This window comes from Sphaerisporangium rufum, assembly GCF_016863395.1.
Taxonomy (GTDB): domain Bacteria; phylum Actinomycetota; class Actinomycetes; order Streptosporangiales; family Streptosporangiaceae; genus Sphaerisporangium; species Sphaerisporangium rufum.
In genome coordinates this window covers 1-16,552 of the sequence record NZ_BOOU01000032.1, presented here as the reverse complement: position 1 = coordinate 16,552, position 16,552 = coordinate 1, and the positions used below count along the sequence as shown (strand labels likewise).

14 protein-coding genes are annotated in these 16,552 nt (G+C 74.4%); 9 read left to right on the top strand and 5 right to left on the bottom strand.

Annotation, left to right across the window (positions count from 1 at the left end):
* The first annotated feature begins 17 nt into the window (after positions 1-17).
* Genes Sru01_RS10445 through Sru01_RS10430 form a run of 4 tightly spaced genes read left to right on the top strand, consistent with a single transcriptional unit; the run spans position 18 to position 3,208 of the window.
* Positions 18-1,316, top strand: coding sequence for an extracellular solute-binding protein (locus Sru01_RS10445; RefSeq protein ID WP_203983838.1), 1,299 nt, complete (start codon positions 18-20; stop codon positions 1,314-1,316).
* On the top strand, positions 1,316-2,191 hold the full coding sequence (locus Sru01_RS10440; RefSeq protein WP_203983836.1) for a carbohydrate ABC transporter permease: 876 nt from the start codon (positions 1,316-1,318) through the stop codon (positions 2,189-2,191). The genes Sru01_RS10445 and Sru01_RS10440 overlap by 1 nt, the downstream gene beginning before the upstream one ends.
* The gene (locus Sru01_RS10435; RefSeq protein WP_203983834.1) at positions 2,181-3,005 is read left to right on the top strand and encodes a carbohydrate ABC transporter permease; all 825 of its coding nucleotides are present in this window, start codon (positions 2,181-2,183) and stop codon (positions 3,003-3,005) included. The genes Sru01_RS10440 and Sru01_RS10435 overlap by 11 nt, the downstream gene beginning before the upstream one ends.
* A 20-nt stretch (positions 3,006-3,025) precedes the next feature.
* Complete coding sequence (locus Sru01_RS10430; protein WP_203984019.1) at positions 3,026-3,208, top strand: helix-turn-helix domain-containing protein; 183 nt, start codon at positions 3,026-3,028, stop codon at positions 3,206-3,208.
* On the opposite strand, the gene Sru01_RS10425 is transcribed toward Sru01_RS10430, so the two are convergent.
* Positions 3,209-4,372: a PucR family transcriptional regulator gene (locus Sru01_RS10425; protein ID WP_239137243.1), complete on the bottom strand. Its 1,164-nt coding sequence runs from the start codon at positions 4,370-4,372 to the stop codon at positions 3,209-3,211.
* Positions 4,373-4,494: 122 nt separating this feature from the next.
* Between Sru01_RS10425 and ureA the strand changes: the two genes are divergently transcribed.
* The 4 genes from ureA to Sru01_RS10405 are packed head-to-tail and all read left to right on the top strand — an operon-like array spanning position 4,495 to position 9,741.
* The gene (gene ureA, locus Sru01_RS10420) at positions 4,495-5,061 is read left to right on the top strand and encodes an urease subunit gamma (RefSeq protein ID WP_203983832.1); all 567 of its coding nucleotides are present in this window, start codon (positions 4,495-4,497) and stop codon (positions 5,059-5,061) included.
* Positions 5,058-6,740 (top strand): urease subunit alpha, encoded by a 1,683-nt coding sequence (locus Sru01_RS10415; RefSeq protein ID WP_203983830.1) that lies wholly within the window; start codon positions 5,058-5,060, stop codon positions 6,738-6,740. Before ureA ends, Sru01_RS10415 begins: the two co-directional genes overlap by 4 nt.
* A gap of 37 nt (positions 6,741-6,777) precedes the next feature.
* A complete protein-coding gene (locus Sru01_RS10410) occupies positions 6,778-8,064 on the top strand; it encodes an MFS transporter (RefSeq protein WP_203983828.1) in 1,287 nt (428 codons plus the stop codon).
* A gap of 36 nt (positions 8,065-8,100) precedes the next feature.
* Positions 8,101-9,741, top strand: a complete 1,641-nt coding sequence (locus Sru01_RS10405; protein WP_203983826.1) for an amidohydrolase — start codon at positions 8,101-8,103, stop codon at positions 9,739-9,741.
* Here Sru01_RS10405 and Sru01_RS10400 read toward each other — a convergent pair.
* The 4 genes from Sru01_RS10400 to Sru01_RS10385 form a co-directional block, all read right to left on the bottom strand.
* The gene (locus Sru01_RS10400; protein WP_203983824.1) at positions 9,734-10,678 is read right to left on the bottom strand and encodes a PfkB family carbohydrate kinase; all 945 of its coding nucleotides are present in this window, start codon (positions 10,676-10,678) and stop codon (positions 9,734-9,736) included. The genes Sru01_RS10405 and Sru01_RS10400 overlap by 8 nt on opposite strands.
* A 118-nt stretch (positions 10,679-10,796) precedes the next feature.
* Entirely contained in the window at positions 10,797-11,423 is a 627-nt protein-coding gene (locus Sru01_RS10395) for an alpha-ketoglutarate-dependent dioxygenase AlkB (protein ID WP_203983822.1), read from the bottom strand.
* A 67-nt stretch (positions 11,424-11,490) separates the two neighbouring features.
* Positions 11,491-12,204, bottom strand: coding sequence for a 4'-phosphopantetheinyl transferase family protein (locus Sru01_RS10390; protein WP_203983821.1), 714 nt, complete (start codon positions 12,202-12,204; stop codon positions 11,491-11,493).
* 327 nt (positions 12,205-12,531) lie between these two features.
* Positions 12,532-15,642: an AfsR/SARP family transcriptional regulator gene (locus Sru01_RS10385; protein ID WP_203983820.1), complete on the bottom strand. Its 3,111-nt coding sequence runs from the start codon at positions 15,640-15,642 to the stop codon at positions 12,532-12,534.
* Positions 15,643-16,318: 676 nt separating this feature from the next.
* Here Sru01_RS10385 and Sru01_RS10380 point away from each other — a divergent pair.
* On the top strand, positions 16,319-16,552 hold a 234-nt coding region (locus Sru01_RS10380), incomplete at its 3' end, for an S-adenosylmethionine synthetase N-terminal domain-containing protein (RefSeq protein WP_275412150.1).

Here is a 16,552-nt window from a genome sequence, read left to right as displayed (position 1 = left end):
GGGGAGCGACGGGGAACATGAAGATCGGAAAGCGGCTGGCGGCCGGGGTGGCCGCCGCCGGGCTGGCCCTCGCGGCCGCCGCCTGCGGCGGTTCGCCGCAGGCCGGGAACGCGGGGAGCGCCTCCGGCGCGGCGGCCGGCACCTTCACCTACTGGACCAGCAGCTGGCAGCCGGACCAGATCGCCGAGGTGGACGCGGCGTTCGCCAAGGCCAACCCCGGCATGACGGCCAAGGGCCAGTACATCGCCAGCTCCGACCAGTACCTGCCCAAGGTGATCGCCGCGCTGAAGAACGGCACCCAGCCCACCGTCCTGCTCACCCAGAACCCCTCCGACCTGCCGGTCATCGCGCAGAGCGGCAAGCTGGTCCCGCTGGACGGCAAGCTGACCGCCGAGACCGACGCCCTCTATCCGGGCATCAAGGAGTCGCTGTTCTACCAGGGGCACCAGCTCGGCATGGCGCTGGCCGGCGTCGGTGACATCGTGCTCTTCTACGACAAGAAGGCCTTCGCCGCCGCGGGCATCGCCGGCCCCCCGAAGACGTGGACCGAGCTCGCCGAGACCGCCAGGAAGCTGTCGAACCCGGGCAAGAACAAGTACGGCTTCTACGTGCCGCTCGGCGAGGCCGAGTGGATCACCTTCGCCTGGGCGCCGATGCTGCACGCCGAGGGCGGATCGTTCCTCAATGCCGACGGCACCGCCACCGCGTTCAACAGCCCGGCCGGCGTCAAGGCGCTGACCACCTGGGTCGATCTGCTGCGCGCCAAGGCCGCGCCCGCCACCAGCTACGCCCAGGCCGGCAGCTTCGACGGCGCCCCGGCGTTCGCCGCCGGCACCGTCGCCATGATCGTCAACGGCCAGTGGGCGGTGCCGACCTTCCAGAAGGCCGGCGTCGACTTCGGCGTCGCGCCGATGCCCGCCGGCGCCGCCGGCACCGCCACCAGCCTCGGCATCGGGGTGGCCGCGCTGTTGAAGACCGACCCGGCGGCGGAGAAGGCCGGGCTGGCGTTCCTGAAGTTCCTCAGCACCCCCGAGCGGGGCGCCTATCTGGCGGCCAAGAGCGGTGGCCTGCCCTCCGACCCCGCCCAGCTGGAGCAGCCGGCGCTCAAGGAGAAGATCGCCGCCGACCCGACGTACGAGGTGTTCGCCGAGGCGGAGAAGACCGGCAAGGTCCGCCCGATCACCCCGGCCTACAACGCGATCTCCCAGGCGCTGTGGACCGAGATCAACGCCGCGCTCAAGGGCCGCAAGACCCCGCAGGAGGCGCTGGCCGCGGCGGCCCGGGAAGGGGACGCCGCGCTCAAGAAGATCGGCTGATGTGCCGGCGATACGGCACCTGGGCGCTCGCCTACGCCTTCGTGGCGCCCACCGTGCTGCTCACCGCGCTCTTCTCGCTGGTCCCGCTGGCCATGCTGCTGTGGCGCAGCCTGCAGGGCGGCGGGGTGTTCGACACCTCGCCGCGGTTCGTCGGGCTGGACAACTACCGGGACATGCTCGCCGAGGGCGGCGGCCACGCCCTCGGCGTCACCGGCGTCTACACCGCCGGGTTCGTGCTGCTCACCATGGTGGCCGGGCTGGTGCTGGCGCTGCTGCTCAACTCGCGCGTCCCCGGGGCCGCCCGGCTGCGCGCGCCGTTCGTGATCCCCCTGGTGGTGCCGGTGGTGGCCACCGCGCTGATCTGGGGCAACATGTTCGCCCCGCAGTTCGGCCTGGTGAACCGGCTGCTGTCGGCGGCCGGGCTGCCCCAGGCCGACTTCCTGTCCTCGCCCGGTCCGGCGCTGGTCGCGGTGCTGACCTTCGGCGCCTGGCAGTTCTTCGGGCAGAACGTCATCCTCTACGTCGCCGCCCTGAAGTCGGTGCCCCGCGACGTGCTGGACGCCGCCAGCGTGGACGGCGCCGGCCCGGTGCGCAGATTCCGGCACGTCCAGTGGCCGATGATGCGCCGGCACACCCTGCTGATCTGGGTGGTCACCACGCTCACCGGCCTGCAGACCTTCACCCAGATCTACGTGCTCACCCAGGGCGGCCCGGACGGCGCCACCCAGACCGCCCTCTACTACGTCTACAACGAGGGATTCGTGCAGTTCGACACCGGCCGCGCGAACGCCATGGGCGTCGCGCTGTTCCTGCTCTCCCTGCTGATCACCGCCACCCAGGTCTGGCTGCTCGGGCGGGCCGACCGTGCCCGCTAGCCTGGTGGCCCGCCGCGCCGTGGTGTACACGCTGCTCGGCCTGGCCGTGCTGATCGTGGCCTTCCCGCTGCTGTGGATGGTGGCGGGGGCGCTGAAGACCGACGCCGAGATCGTCAACCCGGCGGCGCCGCTGTGGCCGGAGCACCCGCGGTGGGGCAACATCGGCCAGGCGCTGTCGCAGGCGCCCTTCGGCCGCTGGTACCTCAACACCACGATCTTCGGGGTGGCCGCCACGGCCGGCCAGCTGCTCAGCGGCCTGCTGGCCGGCTACGCCTTCGCCATGCTCGACTTCCCCGGCAAGCGGCCGCTGTTCGTGCTGGCGCTCAGCGGGCTGATGGTGCCGTTCAGCGCGATCATCGTGCCGATCTCGCAGCTGCTCGGCGATCTCGGCTGGCTCAACACCTACCAGGGGCTGATCGTGCCGAACATCGCCTCCGGGCTCGGCGCGTTCCTGTTCCGGCAGTTCTTCCTCGGCACCCCGCGCGAGCTCGGCGAGGCGGCCCGGCTGGACGGCGCCTCGGAGCTGCGCGTCTTCGCCGCCGTCTACGCCCCGCTGGCCCGCCCGGTCGCCGCCGCGCTGGCCATCATCCTGTTCCTGCAGAACTGGAACAACTTCCTGTTCCCGCTGATCGTGGTGAACACCACCGAGATGTCGGTGCTGTCGCAGGGGTTGTCGGTGTTCCAGAGCCAGTTCACCACCCAGTACAACCTGATCATGGCGGCGTCGCTGATCGCCATCGTCCCGGTGCTGCTGGTCGCGGTCGCCGCCCAGCGCCACATCATCGAAGGCATCACCCTCGGCGCCCTCGACTGATCGGCCCCTGCTCTTGATTCATCGTTTTTCGATTTCCCGGACAGCTCGCCTGGCCGTTCGCGGGGCTCGATGCATTCCTCAAGACCGGTAAGGGCCGGGCCATCCGGTTCTCCACCCTGGCCCGGCTGTGCCAGGTGCTCGGCTGCCAGCCCGGCGACCTGCTCGGTTACGCGCCGGCCCGCACCGGAGCGGGCCCGCCCTAGTCAGGGCGGCGGGCCGGCGGCGGCCTGCAGGGCCAGGGCGACCACCGCGGCGTCCCGGGGGACGCGGACGTCCCGCCCGGTCAGTTCGCGGAACCGGGCGAAGCGGTGCTGGACGGTGTTGCGGTGGCAGTACAGCGCCGCGGCGGTGTCGGCGATCGCCCCCGATCCCGACAGGTGGGTGCGCACCGTCTCCAGCAGCCGCTCGCCCTCGGTGCCGGCCAGCGGGCCGAGCACCCGGCGGACCAGCTCGGCGGCCGGCTCCGGACCGGTCCCGGCGAACACCGCGAGCCAGCTGTCCTCCAGGCGCCGCGGCCCGGTCCCGCCACCCGGCGCGCGGGCCGTGGCCGCGGCCAGCCGCACGGCCGCCGGCACCCCGGCCAGCCCGGTCACGGCGGGAGCGACCCCGCAGCGCACTCCGGCCAGCGCGTCCAGCACCCCGGCCTCGTGGTCACTGGGCCGGTCGGGCAGCTGCACGACCAGCACGTCACCGGTCGGCGTGTCGTGCCGGTGGCAGCGCAGCCCGGCCGCCGTCAGCCCGTTCGCCGCGGCCCGCAGCGCCGCCCCGGCCTCGGGGTGCGCCACGGCGGTCAGGAACGGGCCGGCCGGCTGGAAGCCGAGCACCCGGCCGGCGTCGCGGACGACGTCCGGATTGCGGCCCTGGTTGTCCAGCAGCCGGGCGAACCAGGCGCGGTGCTGGTCCTCCCGCTGGCGCCCCATCTCCATCACCGCCCGCTGGTAGCCGGTCATCAGCCCGGTGACGTGCTGCTCCACCGCCTCCCATACGTGGTGCGCGCCGCCGATCAGGTCGGGCAGCGCGGCCGGCACGGCCCGCGCCCGCATGGCCTCCCAGATCACCCGGGCGTCCAGCCGGGCCGCGGCCAGCAGGGAGGCCAGCGGCACCCCCTGCCCGGCCCGGCGCTCGCCGACCCGCTCGGAGAACCCGGCCATGCCCGGAGCCACCACCCCGGTGGCCACGTGCCGCAACAGCATCTCCAGGCCGTCCAGCGCGGTGTCGCGCAGTTCCTCGGCCGGGACGGGCGGATCCGGCCGGCCGTAGGGGTCGATCAGCATCGCGCGGGACAGCCAGACCCCGGTGATGGCCACGATGTCGTCCAGGCAGCGCAGCGCCAGCGCGGCCACCGACGGAGCGGGTGTGTCGTTCATCTGCACAATCTAGCCATCGGTTTCCGCGATGGTATGCCATTGGATGGGGCGCCTCGCTGTGCTTACCGTGGACGAACTCCGCTGACAGCGAAGGTCGTCGACCGGAAGGCGGGCGTGTCGTTGTGCATCTGACGCCTCGTGAACAGGAACGGCTCACCATCTTCACGGTGGCCGAGCTGGCCCGGCGCCGGCGGGCGCGTGGCCGTGTGCTGAACGCCCCCGAGGCGGTGGCGCTGCTGTGCGACGAGATCCTGGAGCGGGCCTGGGACGGCGTGCCGCTGGACGACATCGTCGAGCAGGCGCGCTCCCTGCTCACCGCGGACGACGTGATGGACGGCGTCGCGGACCTGGTGCCACAGGTACAGGTCGAGGCCATGTTCCCCAGCGGCACGGCGCTGGTGGCGGTGGACCGTCCCTTCGGCCCGCCGCGCGGCGCCGGCCCCGGCGCGGTCGCGGTGGCCGCCGGCGACGTGGAGATCAACGCCGGGCGGGATCGCGGGCGCCTGGCCATCCGCAACGGCGGCGAGCTGATCGTGTACCTTTCCTCGCACTTCCCGCTGGCCGAGGCCAACCCGGCGCTGTCCTTCGACCGTGCGGCGGCGGCCGGCATGCGCCTGGACGTCCCGGCCGGCACCGCCGTCGCCTTCCCGCCGGGCACCGAGCGGCTCGTGGAGGTGGTCCGGGCATGACCTCGATCCCTCGCGACACCTACGCCGCGCTGTACGGCCCGACCACCGGCGACCGGATCCGGCTCGGCGACACCTGCCTGTGGGCCGAGATCGAACGCGACGACACCGCCTACGGGGACGAGCCGCTCGGCGGCTGCGGCAAGACCGTGCGCGACGGCCTGCTCGCCGCCCCGCGCGCCGGGCGCGACTCGGCGCTCGACCTGGCCATCACCAGCGTCGTCCTGCTCGACCCGCTGCTCGGCGTGCGCAAGACCACCATCGGCGTCAAGGACGGCCGGGTGGTCACGGTCGGCGGGAGCGAGGACCCGGCGGGCATCGCCGCCCCGGCGGACTTCACCATCGACTCGCACACCGCGGTCGTGCCCGGCGAGGGCCTGATCGCCACGCCCGGCATCGTCGACTCCCACGTGCACCTGTCCTCCCCGGACATCGCGCCCGCCGCGCTCGCCGCCGGCGTCACCACCATCGTCGGCATGGGGCTCGGCGGCGTCTGGGACGTCGGCTGCAACCCGGCGCACAACCTGCACACCCTCATGGAGGGCTGGCGCGGCACCCCGCTGAACGCCGCCTTCCTGGCCCGCGGCTCCTCCAGCTCGGCCCGGCTGCTGGAGGAGGCCGTCCCCGCCGGGGCCGGCGGGTTCAAGATCCACGAGGACTTCGGCGCGACCCCGCGCATCGTCGACACCTGCCTGGGCGTCGCCGAGCGCGCCGACCTGCCGGTGGCGCTGCACTCGGACTCGATGAACGAGTCGGGCTACCTGTCCGACACCCTGGCCGCCACCGCCGGCCGCACCGTGCACGCCTACCACGTCGAGGGCGGCGGCGGGCACCCCGACCTGCTGTCCATCCTGTCCGAGCCGCACATCCTGCCGTCCTCCACCACGCCGACCATCCCGTACACCGTCAACACCGTCGGCGAACTGTTCCCGATGACCATGACGGTGCACCGGCAGAACCACCGCATCGACAGCGACGTCGAGGTCACCCGCAGCCGCATCCGCGCGCACGCCATCGCCGCCGAGAACGTGCTGCACGACCTCGGCGCGATCAGCATCGTCAACTCCGACTCGATGGGCATGGGCCGGATCGGCGAGACCGTCCGCCGCACCTGGCAACTCGCCCACCTGCAGGCCCGGCGGGCCGGCGTCACCGGCCCGGACAACGCCCGGGTGCTTCGCTACCTCGCAAAGCTCACGGTCAACCCGGCCCGCGCGCACGGCATCGCGCACGAGGTCGGCACCGTGGCGCCCGGCCGGCTGGCCGACATCGTGCTGTGGCACCCCGCCTGGTTCGGCGCCAAGCCCGAACTGGTCATCAAGAGCGGCTTCGTCGCCTGGGGGGTGTCCGGCAGCGGCTCCGGCTCGACCCGGCTCACCCAGCCTCGGACGTACCGGCCCTACTTCGGCGGCCTCGGCGGGGCGCCGGGCCGGCTGGCCCGCGTCTTCGTCGCGCGGGAGGCGCTCGACTCCGCCGACGCCCGCGACGCGCTGCCCGCCGGGCTGCGTTACGCGGCCATCCGGCACGCGCGCGGCCTCACCCGGGCCGACATGTGCCACAACACCGCCACCCCGCGGGTGGAGGTGCCCCGGACCCCGGGTCCCGTCCTGGTGGACGGCGCCGAGGCCCGCGTCGGCGCGGCGGCCGAGGTGCCGCTGTCCCGGCTGCACCACCTGGCCTGACCCGTCCCCCCGTCCGACCGACCCCCTGGTGATACTCATGAGCACGACCAAGGCCCGCGGCGCGGGCATCGCCTCCTTCGTCGGCACCTCGATCGAGTGGTACGACTTCTACATCTACGGCACCGCCTCCGCCCTGGTGTTCGGCCGGCTGTTCTTCCCCGAGGCCAGCCCGGCCGCCGGGGTGATGGCGTCCTTCGCCACCTTCTGGGTGGGTTTCCTGGCCCGCCCGCTCGGCGGGATCATCTTCGGCCACCTGGGCGACCGGCTGGGCCGCAAGGGCACCCTGGTGGCCACCCTGCTGCTCATGGGCGGCGCCACCACCCTGGTCGGCGTGCTGCCCACCTACGCCTCGGTCGGAGTGCTCGCCCCGATCCTGCTCGCCGTGCTGCGCATGGTGCAGGGCATCGCGGTGGGCGGCGAGTGGGGCGGCGCGGTGCTGATCGCCGCCGAGCACGCCGGGCCCAAGCGCGTGCTGTACGCCGCGTTCGCCCAGCAGGGCTCCCCGGCCGGCTCCATCCTCGCCACCGCGATGTTCGCGCTGGTCAGCCTGTTGCCCGACGAGGCCTTCCTGTCCTACGGCTGGCGCATCCCGTTCCTGGCGTCGGCGGTGCTGCTGGTCATCGGACTGGTCATCCGGCTGCGGGTGGAGGAGTCGCCGGAGTTCGTGCGCATGCGCGAGCGCCGCGAGGTCGCCCGGCTGCCGATCGCCGAGGTGCTGCGCACCGCCTGGCCGCTGGTGCTGCTCGGCATCGGCGCGAGCGGCGTCGGCATCGCCTCGGCCTACTTCACCAACACCTTCATCCTGTCCTGGGCCACCACCGACCTCGGCATCGCCAAGGGCACCATGCTGAACGTGCTGATCATCGTGTCGGTCGTCCAGTTCGTCACCCAGCCGGCCGGCGCCGTCCTGGGCCAGCGGTGGGGCGCCGCCCGATACATGCTGATCGCGTTCGCCGCGCTGATCGTCTGCACGCCGATCACCTTCCTGATGGTCGGCACCGGCTCGCCGCCACTGGTCACCACCGGGCTGGCGCTCAGCATCGTGTTCAGCGGCACCTCCTACGCCGCGCTGGCCGGGTTCCTCGCCGAGGTCTTCCCGGCCAGGATCCGCTACACCGGCATCTCGCTGGCCTACCAGCTGTGCGGGGCGCTGATCGGCGGCACCACGCCGCTGATCGCTCAGGCGCTGCTGAACTGGTCGGGCACGATCTGGTGGGTGGTCGCCCAGTACATCTTCATCATCCTGCTCAGCATGGCGTGCGTCACCGTGCTGCACCGCCGGGCGGCGGCTGCCCGGCCGGCGCCGGTCACCACCGGCGCCTGACCAACGCCGGGCACCCGAGGGAGAGGAGTGGCCGCCATGCGGCTGGACGTCCTGTTCGTGAACGGCCGGTTCACCACCCTGGACCCCGACCGGCCGGCCGCCACCCGCCTCGGTGTGTTCGCCGGGCGGATCGCCGGGCTGGACGAGGAACTCGACGGCCTCGGCGCCGGCGCCGTCGTCGATCTCGGCGGGGCCTGCGCGGTGCCCGGGCTCAACGACGCCCACCACCACCTGTCCATGCGCGGCCAGCGGCTGCGCGAACTGGACCTGCGGCACGGCACCGTCGCCACCCTGGAGGAGCTGTACGCGGCGGTGGCCGCCCGGGCCGCCGAGTTGCCGCCGGACGCCTGGGTGCGCGGTGGCGGCTACGACCAGAACCGGCTCGGCGGCCGGCACCCGTCCCGGACCGGGCTGGACCGGGCGGCCGGCGGCCGGCCGGTGTGGCTGCAGCACACTTCGGGCCACATGGGCGTGGCCAGCACCGCGGCGTTGGCCCGGATGGGCTTCGCCCGCCCGCAGGACCTGCCGGCCGATATCCCCGGCGGCACCATCGGCCGGGACACCGACGGCGTGCCCGACGGGCTGCTCACCGAGCAGGCCCAGGGGCTGGCCCACCGGGTACTGCGCCCGGTCCCGTTCGAGGACTTCGTCGAGGGCCTGGCACTGGCCGGCCGGGCCGTCGCCGCCGACGGGCTCACCAGCCTGACCGAACCGGGGGTCGGGCACGGGCTGGCCGGCAACGCGTCCTGGGACATCGCCGCCTTCCAGGAGGCGGTGCGCCGCGGCGTGCTGCCCCAGCGGGTCACCGTGATGCCCGGCTCGCCGAACCTGCACGAGCTGGATCCCGGCCGGTTCGGCCTCGACCTCGGCGTGGGCACCGGACTCGGTGACGACCGGCTGCGCGTCGGCCCGGTCAAGCTGTTCACCGACGGATCGCTGATCGGCCGCACCGCCGCGATGTGCTGCGACTACGCCGCCGAGCCCGGCAACCGAGGGCTGCTGCAGCAGGACCGGGCCGAGCTGCGGGAGTTCGTGCTGCGCGCGCACGCCTCCGGCTGGCGGATCGCCGCGCACGCCATCGGCGACCGGGCGATCGACGTCGTGCTGGACGCCTACGAGGAGGCCCAGGCGCGCCGTCCACGTCCCGGCGCCCGCCACCGGATCGAGCACTGCGCGGTCACCGGGGACGCGCAGGTGGCCCGGATCGCCCGCCTGGGCGTCATCCCGGTGCCGCAGGGGCGGTTCGTCAGCGAGCTCGGCGACGGCATGCTGGACGCCCTGGGCCCGGAGCGGGCGCTCGGCTGCTACCGTCAGCGTTCCTTCCTGGACGCCGGCATCGTGCTGCCGGGCAGCTCCGACTGCCCGGTCGTCGAGGGCGCCCCGCTGCTGGGCATCCACGACCTGGTCAACCGGGTCACCTCGGCCGGCGTCCCGTTCAACCCTGCCGAGGCCCTCACCGCCGGGCAGGCGCTGTACGCCTACACGGCCGGATCGGCGTACGCGGCGGGGGAGGAGCGGGACAAGGGCACGCTGGCGCGCGGGAAGCTCGCCGACCTCACCGTGCTGGCCGACGACCTGCTATCCGTCCCGGCGGAGCGCATCGGTGGCATCGACGTGCTGGCCACCGTGGTCGGCGGCGCCGTCGTGCACGACGCCGCGGGGCTGGCCGTCAGCTGACCTTCCCGGCGGGCCACGTCCAGGCGCGGGTCCCGAAGGAGGCGCACGCGGCGCCGGCCACCGGGACGGCGAACTCCAGCGCCGCCGCGAAGCGGGCGTCATCGAGCCCGCCGCCGACTTCGCCGCCGGGTCCGCCCTCCGGTGCGCAGCCGGGCCCGTGGTCTCCGGTCAGGGCCCGGGCCAGCGCGAACGTCAGTGCTCCGTGCAGGACGTCCCCGGCGCCGAGGGTGTCCACCACCGGTACGGCCGGCACCGGCACCTGGCCGGTGCCGCGCTCGCCCCGCCACCGGATCGGGGCCGGGCCGGCGGTCACCGCCGCGAAGCGCACCCCGGCCGCGTGCAGGAAGGCGAGCACGTCCGCCGGCGCGCCCGGCGGGCGGAAGTCGGCCGACACCACCGCGACGTCCACCAGCGGCAGCAACTCGGCCGTGCCGGGCTTCCAGCTGCCGCCGTCCAGCACCACCGGCCGGGCCGCGTCCCGGGCGTGCCGGGCGGCGGCCAGCGCGAGCCCGGGGTGGTGGCCGTCCAGGTGGACCACCCGGCTCGCCGCCACCAGCGCGGGCAGCTCCGCGGGCGGACGCACCCGGCGATGCGCGGCGTTGACCGACACCACCGCCCGGTCGCCGCTGCCCCGGGTCACCATGATCGTCGAGATGGCGGGCGGCTCCGGGTCATCCGGTGTCACGTCGGCCAGCCGCACCCCCTCGGCGGCCAGGTCCGCCCGGATCCCGGCCGCGAGCGGATGCGCGCCCACCGCGCTGACCAGCGTGGCCGACCCGCCCAGCCGGGCGAAAGTAACCGCCGCGTTGGCCGCCGGGCCGCCCGCCGCGACCGCCTGGCGCAGCGCGGTGACCTTCTCGTTCGCCCCGGGCATCCGCGCCACCGACTGGACCAGGTCGAACGTGCACAGCCCCGCGAACAGCGCCCCGATCGTCACCGCCCCACGGTAACCGCCGGCGGGCGGGCCGCCACCGGACGCCCCCGCCGGGGGGGGGGGCACCGGATCGGACGGCCCCCGGAGCCCCGGGAACCTGGAGTGACCGCCCCCGGGGCGGTCAGCGCACGCCGCGGGGGCGGAACTGGATGCTGATGCGCGGGCCGGCCGCCCGGGCCGTCTTGGGCACCGCGTGCTCCCAGGTGCGCTGGCAGCTGCCGCCCATCACCAGCAGATCTCCGTGCCCGAGCTCGTGGCGGATCGTCGGCCCGCCGCCGCGCGGGCGCAGCAGCAGGGCGCGCGGTGCGCCGACCGAGACGATCGCCACCATCGTGTCCTCGGTCGAGCCCCGGCCGATGCGGTCGCCGTGCCAGGCGACGCTGTCGCGCCCGTCGCGATAGAAGCACAGGCCGACGGTCCGGAACGGCTCGCCGAGCTCGGGAGCGTAGTGGGCGTTCAGCGCCCGGCCCGCCTCGCCGAGCAGCGGGTCGGGCAACGCCTCCCCCTCGTCGTAGAACTTCAGCAGGCGGGGGACGGCCACCGTGCGGTCGTACATGCGCCGCTGCTCGGCGTGCCAGGGCACCACCCGGGCCAGCCGCTCGAACAGCGCGTCCGCCCCGGAGATCCACCCAGGGCGGACGTCCACCCAGGCGCCCCGGCCGAGCGGGGTGCGCCGTACCGTGCCGGCCAGCGGCCCGGGCCCGGACCGCTCACCCAGATCCAGCAACGACCCCTGGAACGCGCTCATACCGGTCAGTATATGCCGGAACATTCGCACAGACATTCGACCCGGGCATAGGCCCGGCGCCGGCCGTTCAGCGGACGGCGAAGGGCCGGGGGGCGGCGGGCACGCGCGGCTGGGCGGCCCGGCCGGGGGCGGGGACGACGATCGCGGTGAGGATGAGGCCGGCCTCGGCCGTCCACCGGCCGGAGAAGGCGGTGATCCGCCGGCCGTGCACCCGGGGCCCGGTCACCCGGAGCCAGGCGGAGAACTCACCGTGCCGCGGGTCGATGTTGACCATGATGTCCTCGAAGTCGATCCACCGCCGGGCCAGCGGGAACCACGCCTTGTACACCGACTCCTTGGCGCTGAACAGCACGCGGTCCCAGGCGGTACGCGGATGCCGGGCGGCCAGCCGGTGCAGGCTGTCCCGCTCCTCGGGCAGCGACACCGCCTCCAGCACCCCGGGCACCAGCGGCTCGTCCGGCTCGGCGTCGATGCCGATCGTGGTCACCTTGGCCGAGGTGCCGAGGACCGCGCCGCGGTAGCCCGCGCAGTGGGTGATGCTGCCCACCACGCCCGGCGGCCACTGCGGTTCGCCGCGCACCCCGGGCACCACCGGACCCGGCCGCATGCCGAGCCTGCGCAGCGCGTCGTGCGCGCACACCCGGGCGGTGCTGAACTCCCGGCGCCGCCGCTCGTCCGCCCGGCTGATCGCCCGCTCCTCCTCGGGGAAGAGCACCGGGTCCGGCGGATCGGTGAGCAGGTCGACGCCGACCACGAAGTCGGGCAGGATCGAACCGATCATGCCGGTTCACGCCGGCGTGGCGGCCGTGCGGACCGGCCATGGCCCGGTGCGCACGCTCCGGCCCCGGACCGGGACGAGTGGCCTGCGCCCGTCCTCGGCCACGCGGCGGCGGCGGTCGAGATGCCGGTCGCCGGGGACGTCTCATCGCTGAATCGGGTAGCGGTCACCCGAGCAGCGTATCGACGGGCCACACCGCCGGGTAATCGTTCACCGTCCCTTCTCGGGACCGGTTCCCGCCCGGCAAGGGCGACAACGCGCCGAGTAAGGGGGGCGGGCAGGGGAGCCGGATTCCTTCCGCCCGCCCGACGCCGGGAGTACGGCGTGATTCTAACGGGCGGGCCGCCCGCCGGAGATCCCGCCGGTCGGAGGCCGCGGCCGGCCCGCGGAGCCGGGGCCGCGCGGCCGGTCGCGGACGCCGGCCAGCAGATCGCGGGCCCGCTCCTCGTAGGCGGGCGTGTGGATGGACCGGAACAGTCGCAGGGCCTGCTCGAAGTCGGCGGCCGCACGCTCGGGGTCGTCCCGGGCCAGGGCCAGCTCGCCCAGGCCGAGCAGGCAGCGCGCCTGGGCCAGCCGGTCACCGGTCACCGCGGTCAGCCCCATCCCGGCCCGCAACGACTCCTCGGCGCCCGCGACGTCTCCGAGCCGCAGCAGGGCCAGCCCGAGCCCGTTGAGGATGTACGCCTCGCCCACCGGATCACCGATGTCCCGGACGATGGCGAGGGCCGACCTCAGCACGCCGGCCGCCCGGTCCGGCTCGCCGGTGGCCAGCAGCGTGTCGCCCATCCGGTGCAGCACCTGGGCCTCGACCCGGCGGCTACCGCCCTCGCGGCTGAGGGTGAGTGCCCGGGACAGCAGGTCGCCGGCGCCGGCCGGGTCACCGGTGTCCAGCCGTAACTGGGCCAGGTTGTGCAGGACGTACGCGCCGGCGATCCGGTCCCCGGAGGCGGTGGAGGCCGCCAGCGCCCGCTCGTAGTGCGCGGCGGCCTGGGCGTACCGGCCGCTCATCCGGTCCAGGAACCCCAGGCCGCGCAGCGCCAGCGCGGTCCCCTCGCCGTCCCCGGCCGGCTCGAACAGGCGTAAGGACTCCTCGAAGTCGCGGCGCGCCTCGGGGAACCGCTTCTCGGTGATGCGCAGCGATCCGCGGGAGTACAGCATCGCGGCCTGCCCGCGCGCGTCACCGGCCTGGCGGGCGGCGGCCAGCGCCGTCTCGTGGGTCTCCCGCCAGTCGTCCAGATAGGCGCGTGCCTCGAACAGCGTGACCGCGCTGACGGCCAGGTCCCAGCACAACTCGGTGAACCCGGCCTGCGCCGCCTGGCGGATGCCGGAGACCAGCAGCGGGCGCTCGCGCTCGAACCAGGCCAGCGGCTCGGCCACGATGCGGGCGGCCAGCGTCTCGGGCAGCGGGTGGCGGCGCGCGCCACCGTGGATCTGCACGTATTCCGCGCCGTACTCGCGGCGGTGTGCCGCCTCGGCGAGGAACAGCAGGCAGCCGAGCGCCCGCTCCAGGGCGTCCCGGCGGGCCGCCGGGGTCTCCTCGGCGGCGAGCCGCTCCCGGGCGAAGACCCGCACCAGGTCGTGGAACCGGTATCCGCCGTGCACCCCCTGACCGGCGGTGATCTCGAGCAGCTGCGCGTCGGCCAGCTCGTCGAACAGATCGGCGGCCTCGGTGAACGGCGCGTCCAGCAGCGCGGCCCCGATCCAGACCGGCAGCTGGCCGGCCTCGAGCACCGCGAGCCGGCGCAGCAGCAGCCGGGCCCGCTCGCCGACGCTCCGATAGGTCACCGCGATGCTCGCCCGGATGCCCATCTCGCCGTGGTTCAGCTCGTCCAGCCGGCGGGTCTCGTCCTGCAGCCGGCTCACCAGCTGCTCCACCCACCAGTGCGGGCGGGCCGCCAGCCGGGCGCCGGCGATGCGCAGCGCCAGCGGCAGCCGCCCGCACAGTTCGGCCAGCGTCCGGGTGGCCTCCGGTTCGGCCCGGACCCGGTCCCGGCCTGCGATGCGGGCCAGCAGCTCGACCGACTGGTCCGCGTCGAAGCCGTCCAGGTCGACGGGCACCGCGCCGGCCAGGCCGGCGAGCCGGCTGCGGCTGGTCACGATGACCGCCGAGCTGCGGGTGCCGGGCAGCAGCGGCAGCACCTGGCTCTCGGCGGCGGCGTCGTCCAGCACCACCAGCGTGCCGCGCTCGGCCAGCATCGCCCGGTAGGTCTCGGCGCGTTCCTCCAGCCCGTCGGGCATCGCGCTGCCGGGCAGGCCGAGCGCGCGCAGGAAGCGCTCCAGCACCTGCATCGGGCTGACCTGCCGGGCCGCGCCGCCGTGCAGGTCGGCGAACAGCCGGCCGCCGGGGAAGCGATCGGCCATCAGGTGCGCGGCGTGCACGGCGACGGTGGTCTTGCCGATGCCGCCGCGCCCGGTGAGCACGATGACCGGGACGGCGAACCGGGCGGGATCCTCGGCGGCGATCGCCAGCTCCCGGTGGATCGCGTCGAGCTGCTTGGTGCGGCCGGTGAAGTCGGCGACGGCGCTCGGCAGCAGCGAGGGCACCGGCGGAGGCGCCGCCGGGGAGGCCGGGTACGCCGGAGAGACGGTGAGGGACGCCGCCGGTGCCGCCGTCGCGGCCGGACCGGCGCCCGTCTCGGACGGCGGCCGGCCGGCCGGCCCGCCGGACGCGGCTTTGGCCGGGCCGGCCAGGTCGAGCGCGGGGTCGGCGACCAGAATCGCGTGCTCCAGGCGCTGCAGCCGCTCGTTGGGCTCGATGCCCAGCTCCTCCACCATGGCCTCTCTGGCCTGCCGGTACACCTGCAGCGCCTCGGCCCGCCGCCCCGACCGGTACAGGGCGATCATCAGCTGGCCGCGCAGGCGCTCGCGCAGCGGGTGCGCGCCGACCAGCGTGGTCAGCTCGCCGACCAGCTCCTGGTGCCGGCCGAGGTCCAGCTCGATCTGCAGGCAGTCCTCGTTGGTGGTGACGCGCTCCTCGGTGAGCCGGGCGGCCGCCGCCTGAACCGGCCGGCTCTCGATGCCGGCCAGCGCCTCCGGGCCGCGCCACAGCGCGAGCGCCCGGCGGTAGAGGCGGACCGCCTCGGCCGGGTCACCGGCGTCCCTGGCCCGGCGGGCGCGGCCGGCCAGCGTCTCGAACCGGCGCGCGTCCAGCGTCTCGTCACCGGCGTGGATGACGTATCCGTGCGCCCGGGTGGAGATCAGTCCGGCCTGCCCGTGCGCGGCGAGCAGCCGGCGCAGCGCGGAGATGCAGATCTGTACCTGGGCGCGCGAGGTGGGCGGCGGCTCGTCGCCGTAGATCGCCTCGGCGAGCCGGTCGACGGACACCGCCCGGCCCGCCTCCAGCAGCAGGCAGGCCAGGATCACCCGCTGCCGGGTGCCTCCGGCGTCCAGCCGCTCGCCTCCGGCGATCACCTCAAGCGGTCCGAGGACCCGGAACTCCACCCGCCTACTCCTCGCCGGAAGAACCTGGGCCACGGGCGGTGCCCGCGCGCCGGCCGTACCTCGCCGCGCCCGTCACCCGGGAGCGGCCGCCACGCCGGACGGACGGCGGAACGGGCCGCCGTGTTCTCCCCGCGCGTGCCTGGACATGGTACCGCTCGCCGCCCGGCCGGACGGTCGTGCATTCGCCGCCGATTTCACCATCTGCTGCGCCTTTCGCGGCGTACTTCCGGAATATCGGGGAAGTCGGGTAATGCGGCGACCGCGGCTTCGCAGCGGTCCTGGCGCCGGAACAGGAGAGGCCGCGAACCCCCGCCAGAAGCGATAACACGGTGATTATCCGCTGAAAAAGGCTAGGGGGTGCCCTGGGGTGGGAAGGGGATTCGCCGGACACCTAGCATCGAAGCATCGAGATTGCCCGGATTTCGAGCGTATGACGAGGTGGTGTCCCTGGTCGCTGACCCCCTTTCGCAGCAAGTCCCCACGCGGGCAAGGGCCGTCGTGTGAGCGTCACTCGCACGATGGCCCTTGCTTTTCCGGACGCGGGCCCGGCCGTTTCCGGTGGTTCCCATGGCATCTCCGACCGATCCTTGAGCGCGGCCGGAGACGATCGCTTCCCACCCGAAGCTCCCACGACGCGGGACGCCGGTCCCGCCCCCCCGAGAACGAGGAGTGAGAGATGTCCCGCCGCCTGTTCACCTCCGAGTCGGTCACCGAGGGTCACCCGGACAAGATCGCCGACCAGGTCAGCGACGCCATTCTGGACGCCATGCTGAAGGGCGACCCGGCCAGCCGGGTGGCCGTGGAGACGATGATCACGACGGGGCAGGTCCACGTCGCCGGCGAGGTGACGACGGAGACCTACGTCGACATCCCCGGCCTGATCCGCGAGACCATCCTGGACATCGGCTAT

Coding starts and splice junctions, on each gene's coding strand:
- Sru01_RS10445 (WP_203983838.1), top strand. CDS start 18: ATGAAGATCGGAAAGCGGCTGGCGGCCGGGGTGGCCGCCGCCGGGCTG.
- Sru01_RS10440 (WP_203983836.1), top strand. CDS start 1,316: ATGTGCCGGCGATACGGCACCTGGGCGCTCGCCTACGCCTTCGTGGCG.
- Sru01_RS10425 (WP_239137243.1), bottom strand. CDS start 4,372: ATGAACGACACACCCGCTCCGTCGGTGGCCGCGCTGGCGCTGCGCTGC.
- Sru01_RS10415 (WP_203983830.1), top strand. CDS start 5,058: ATGACCTCGATCCCTCGCGACACCTACGCCGCGCTGTACGGCCCGACC.
- Sru01_RS10410 (WP_203983828.1), top strand. CDS start 6,778: ATGAGCACGACCAAGGCCCGCGGCGCGGGCATCGCCTCCTTCGTCGGC.
- Sru01_RS10405 (WP_203983826.1), top strand. CDS start 8,101: ATGCGGCTGGACGTCCTGTTCGTGAACGGCCGGTTCACCACCCTGGAC.
- Sru01_RS10395 (WP_203983822.1), bottom strand. CDS start 11,423: ATGAGCGCGTTCCAGGGGTCGTTGCTGGATCTGGGTGAGCGGTCCGGG.
- Sru01_RS10390 (WP_203983821.1), bottom strand. CDS start 12,204: ATGATCGGTTCGATCCTGCCCGACTTCGTGGTCGGCGTCGACCTGCTC.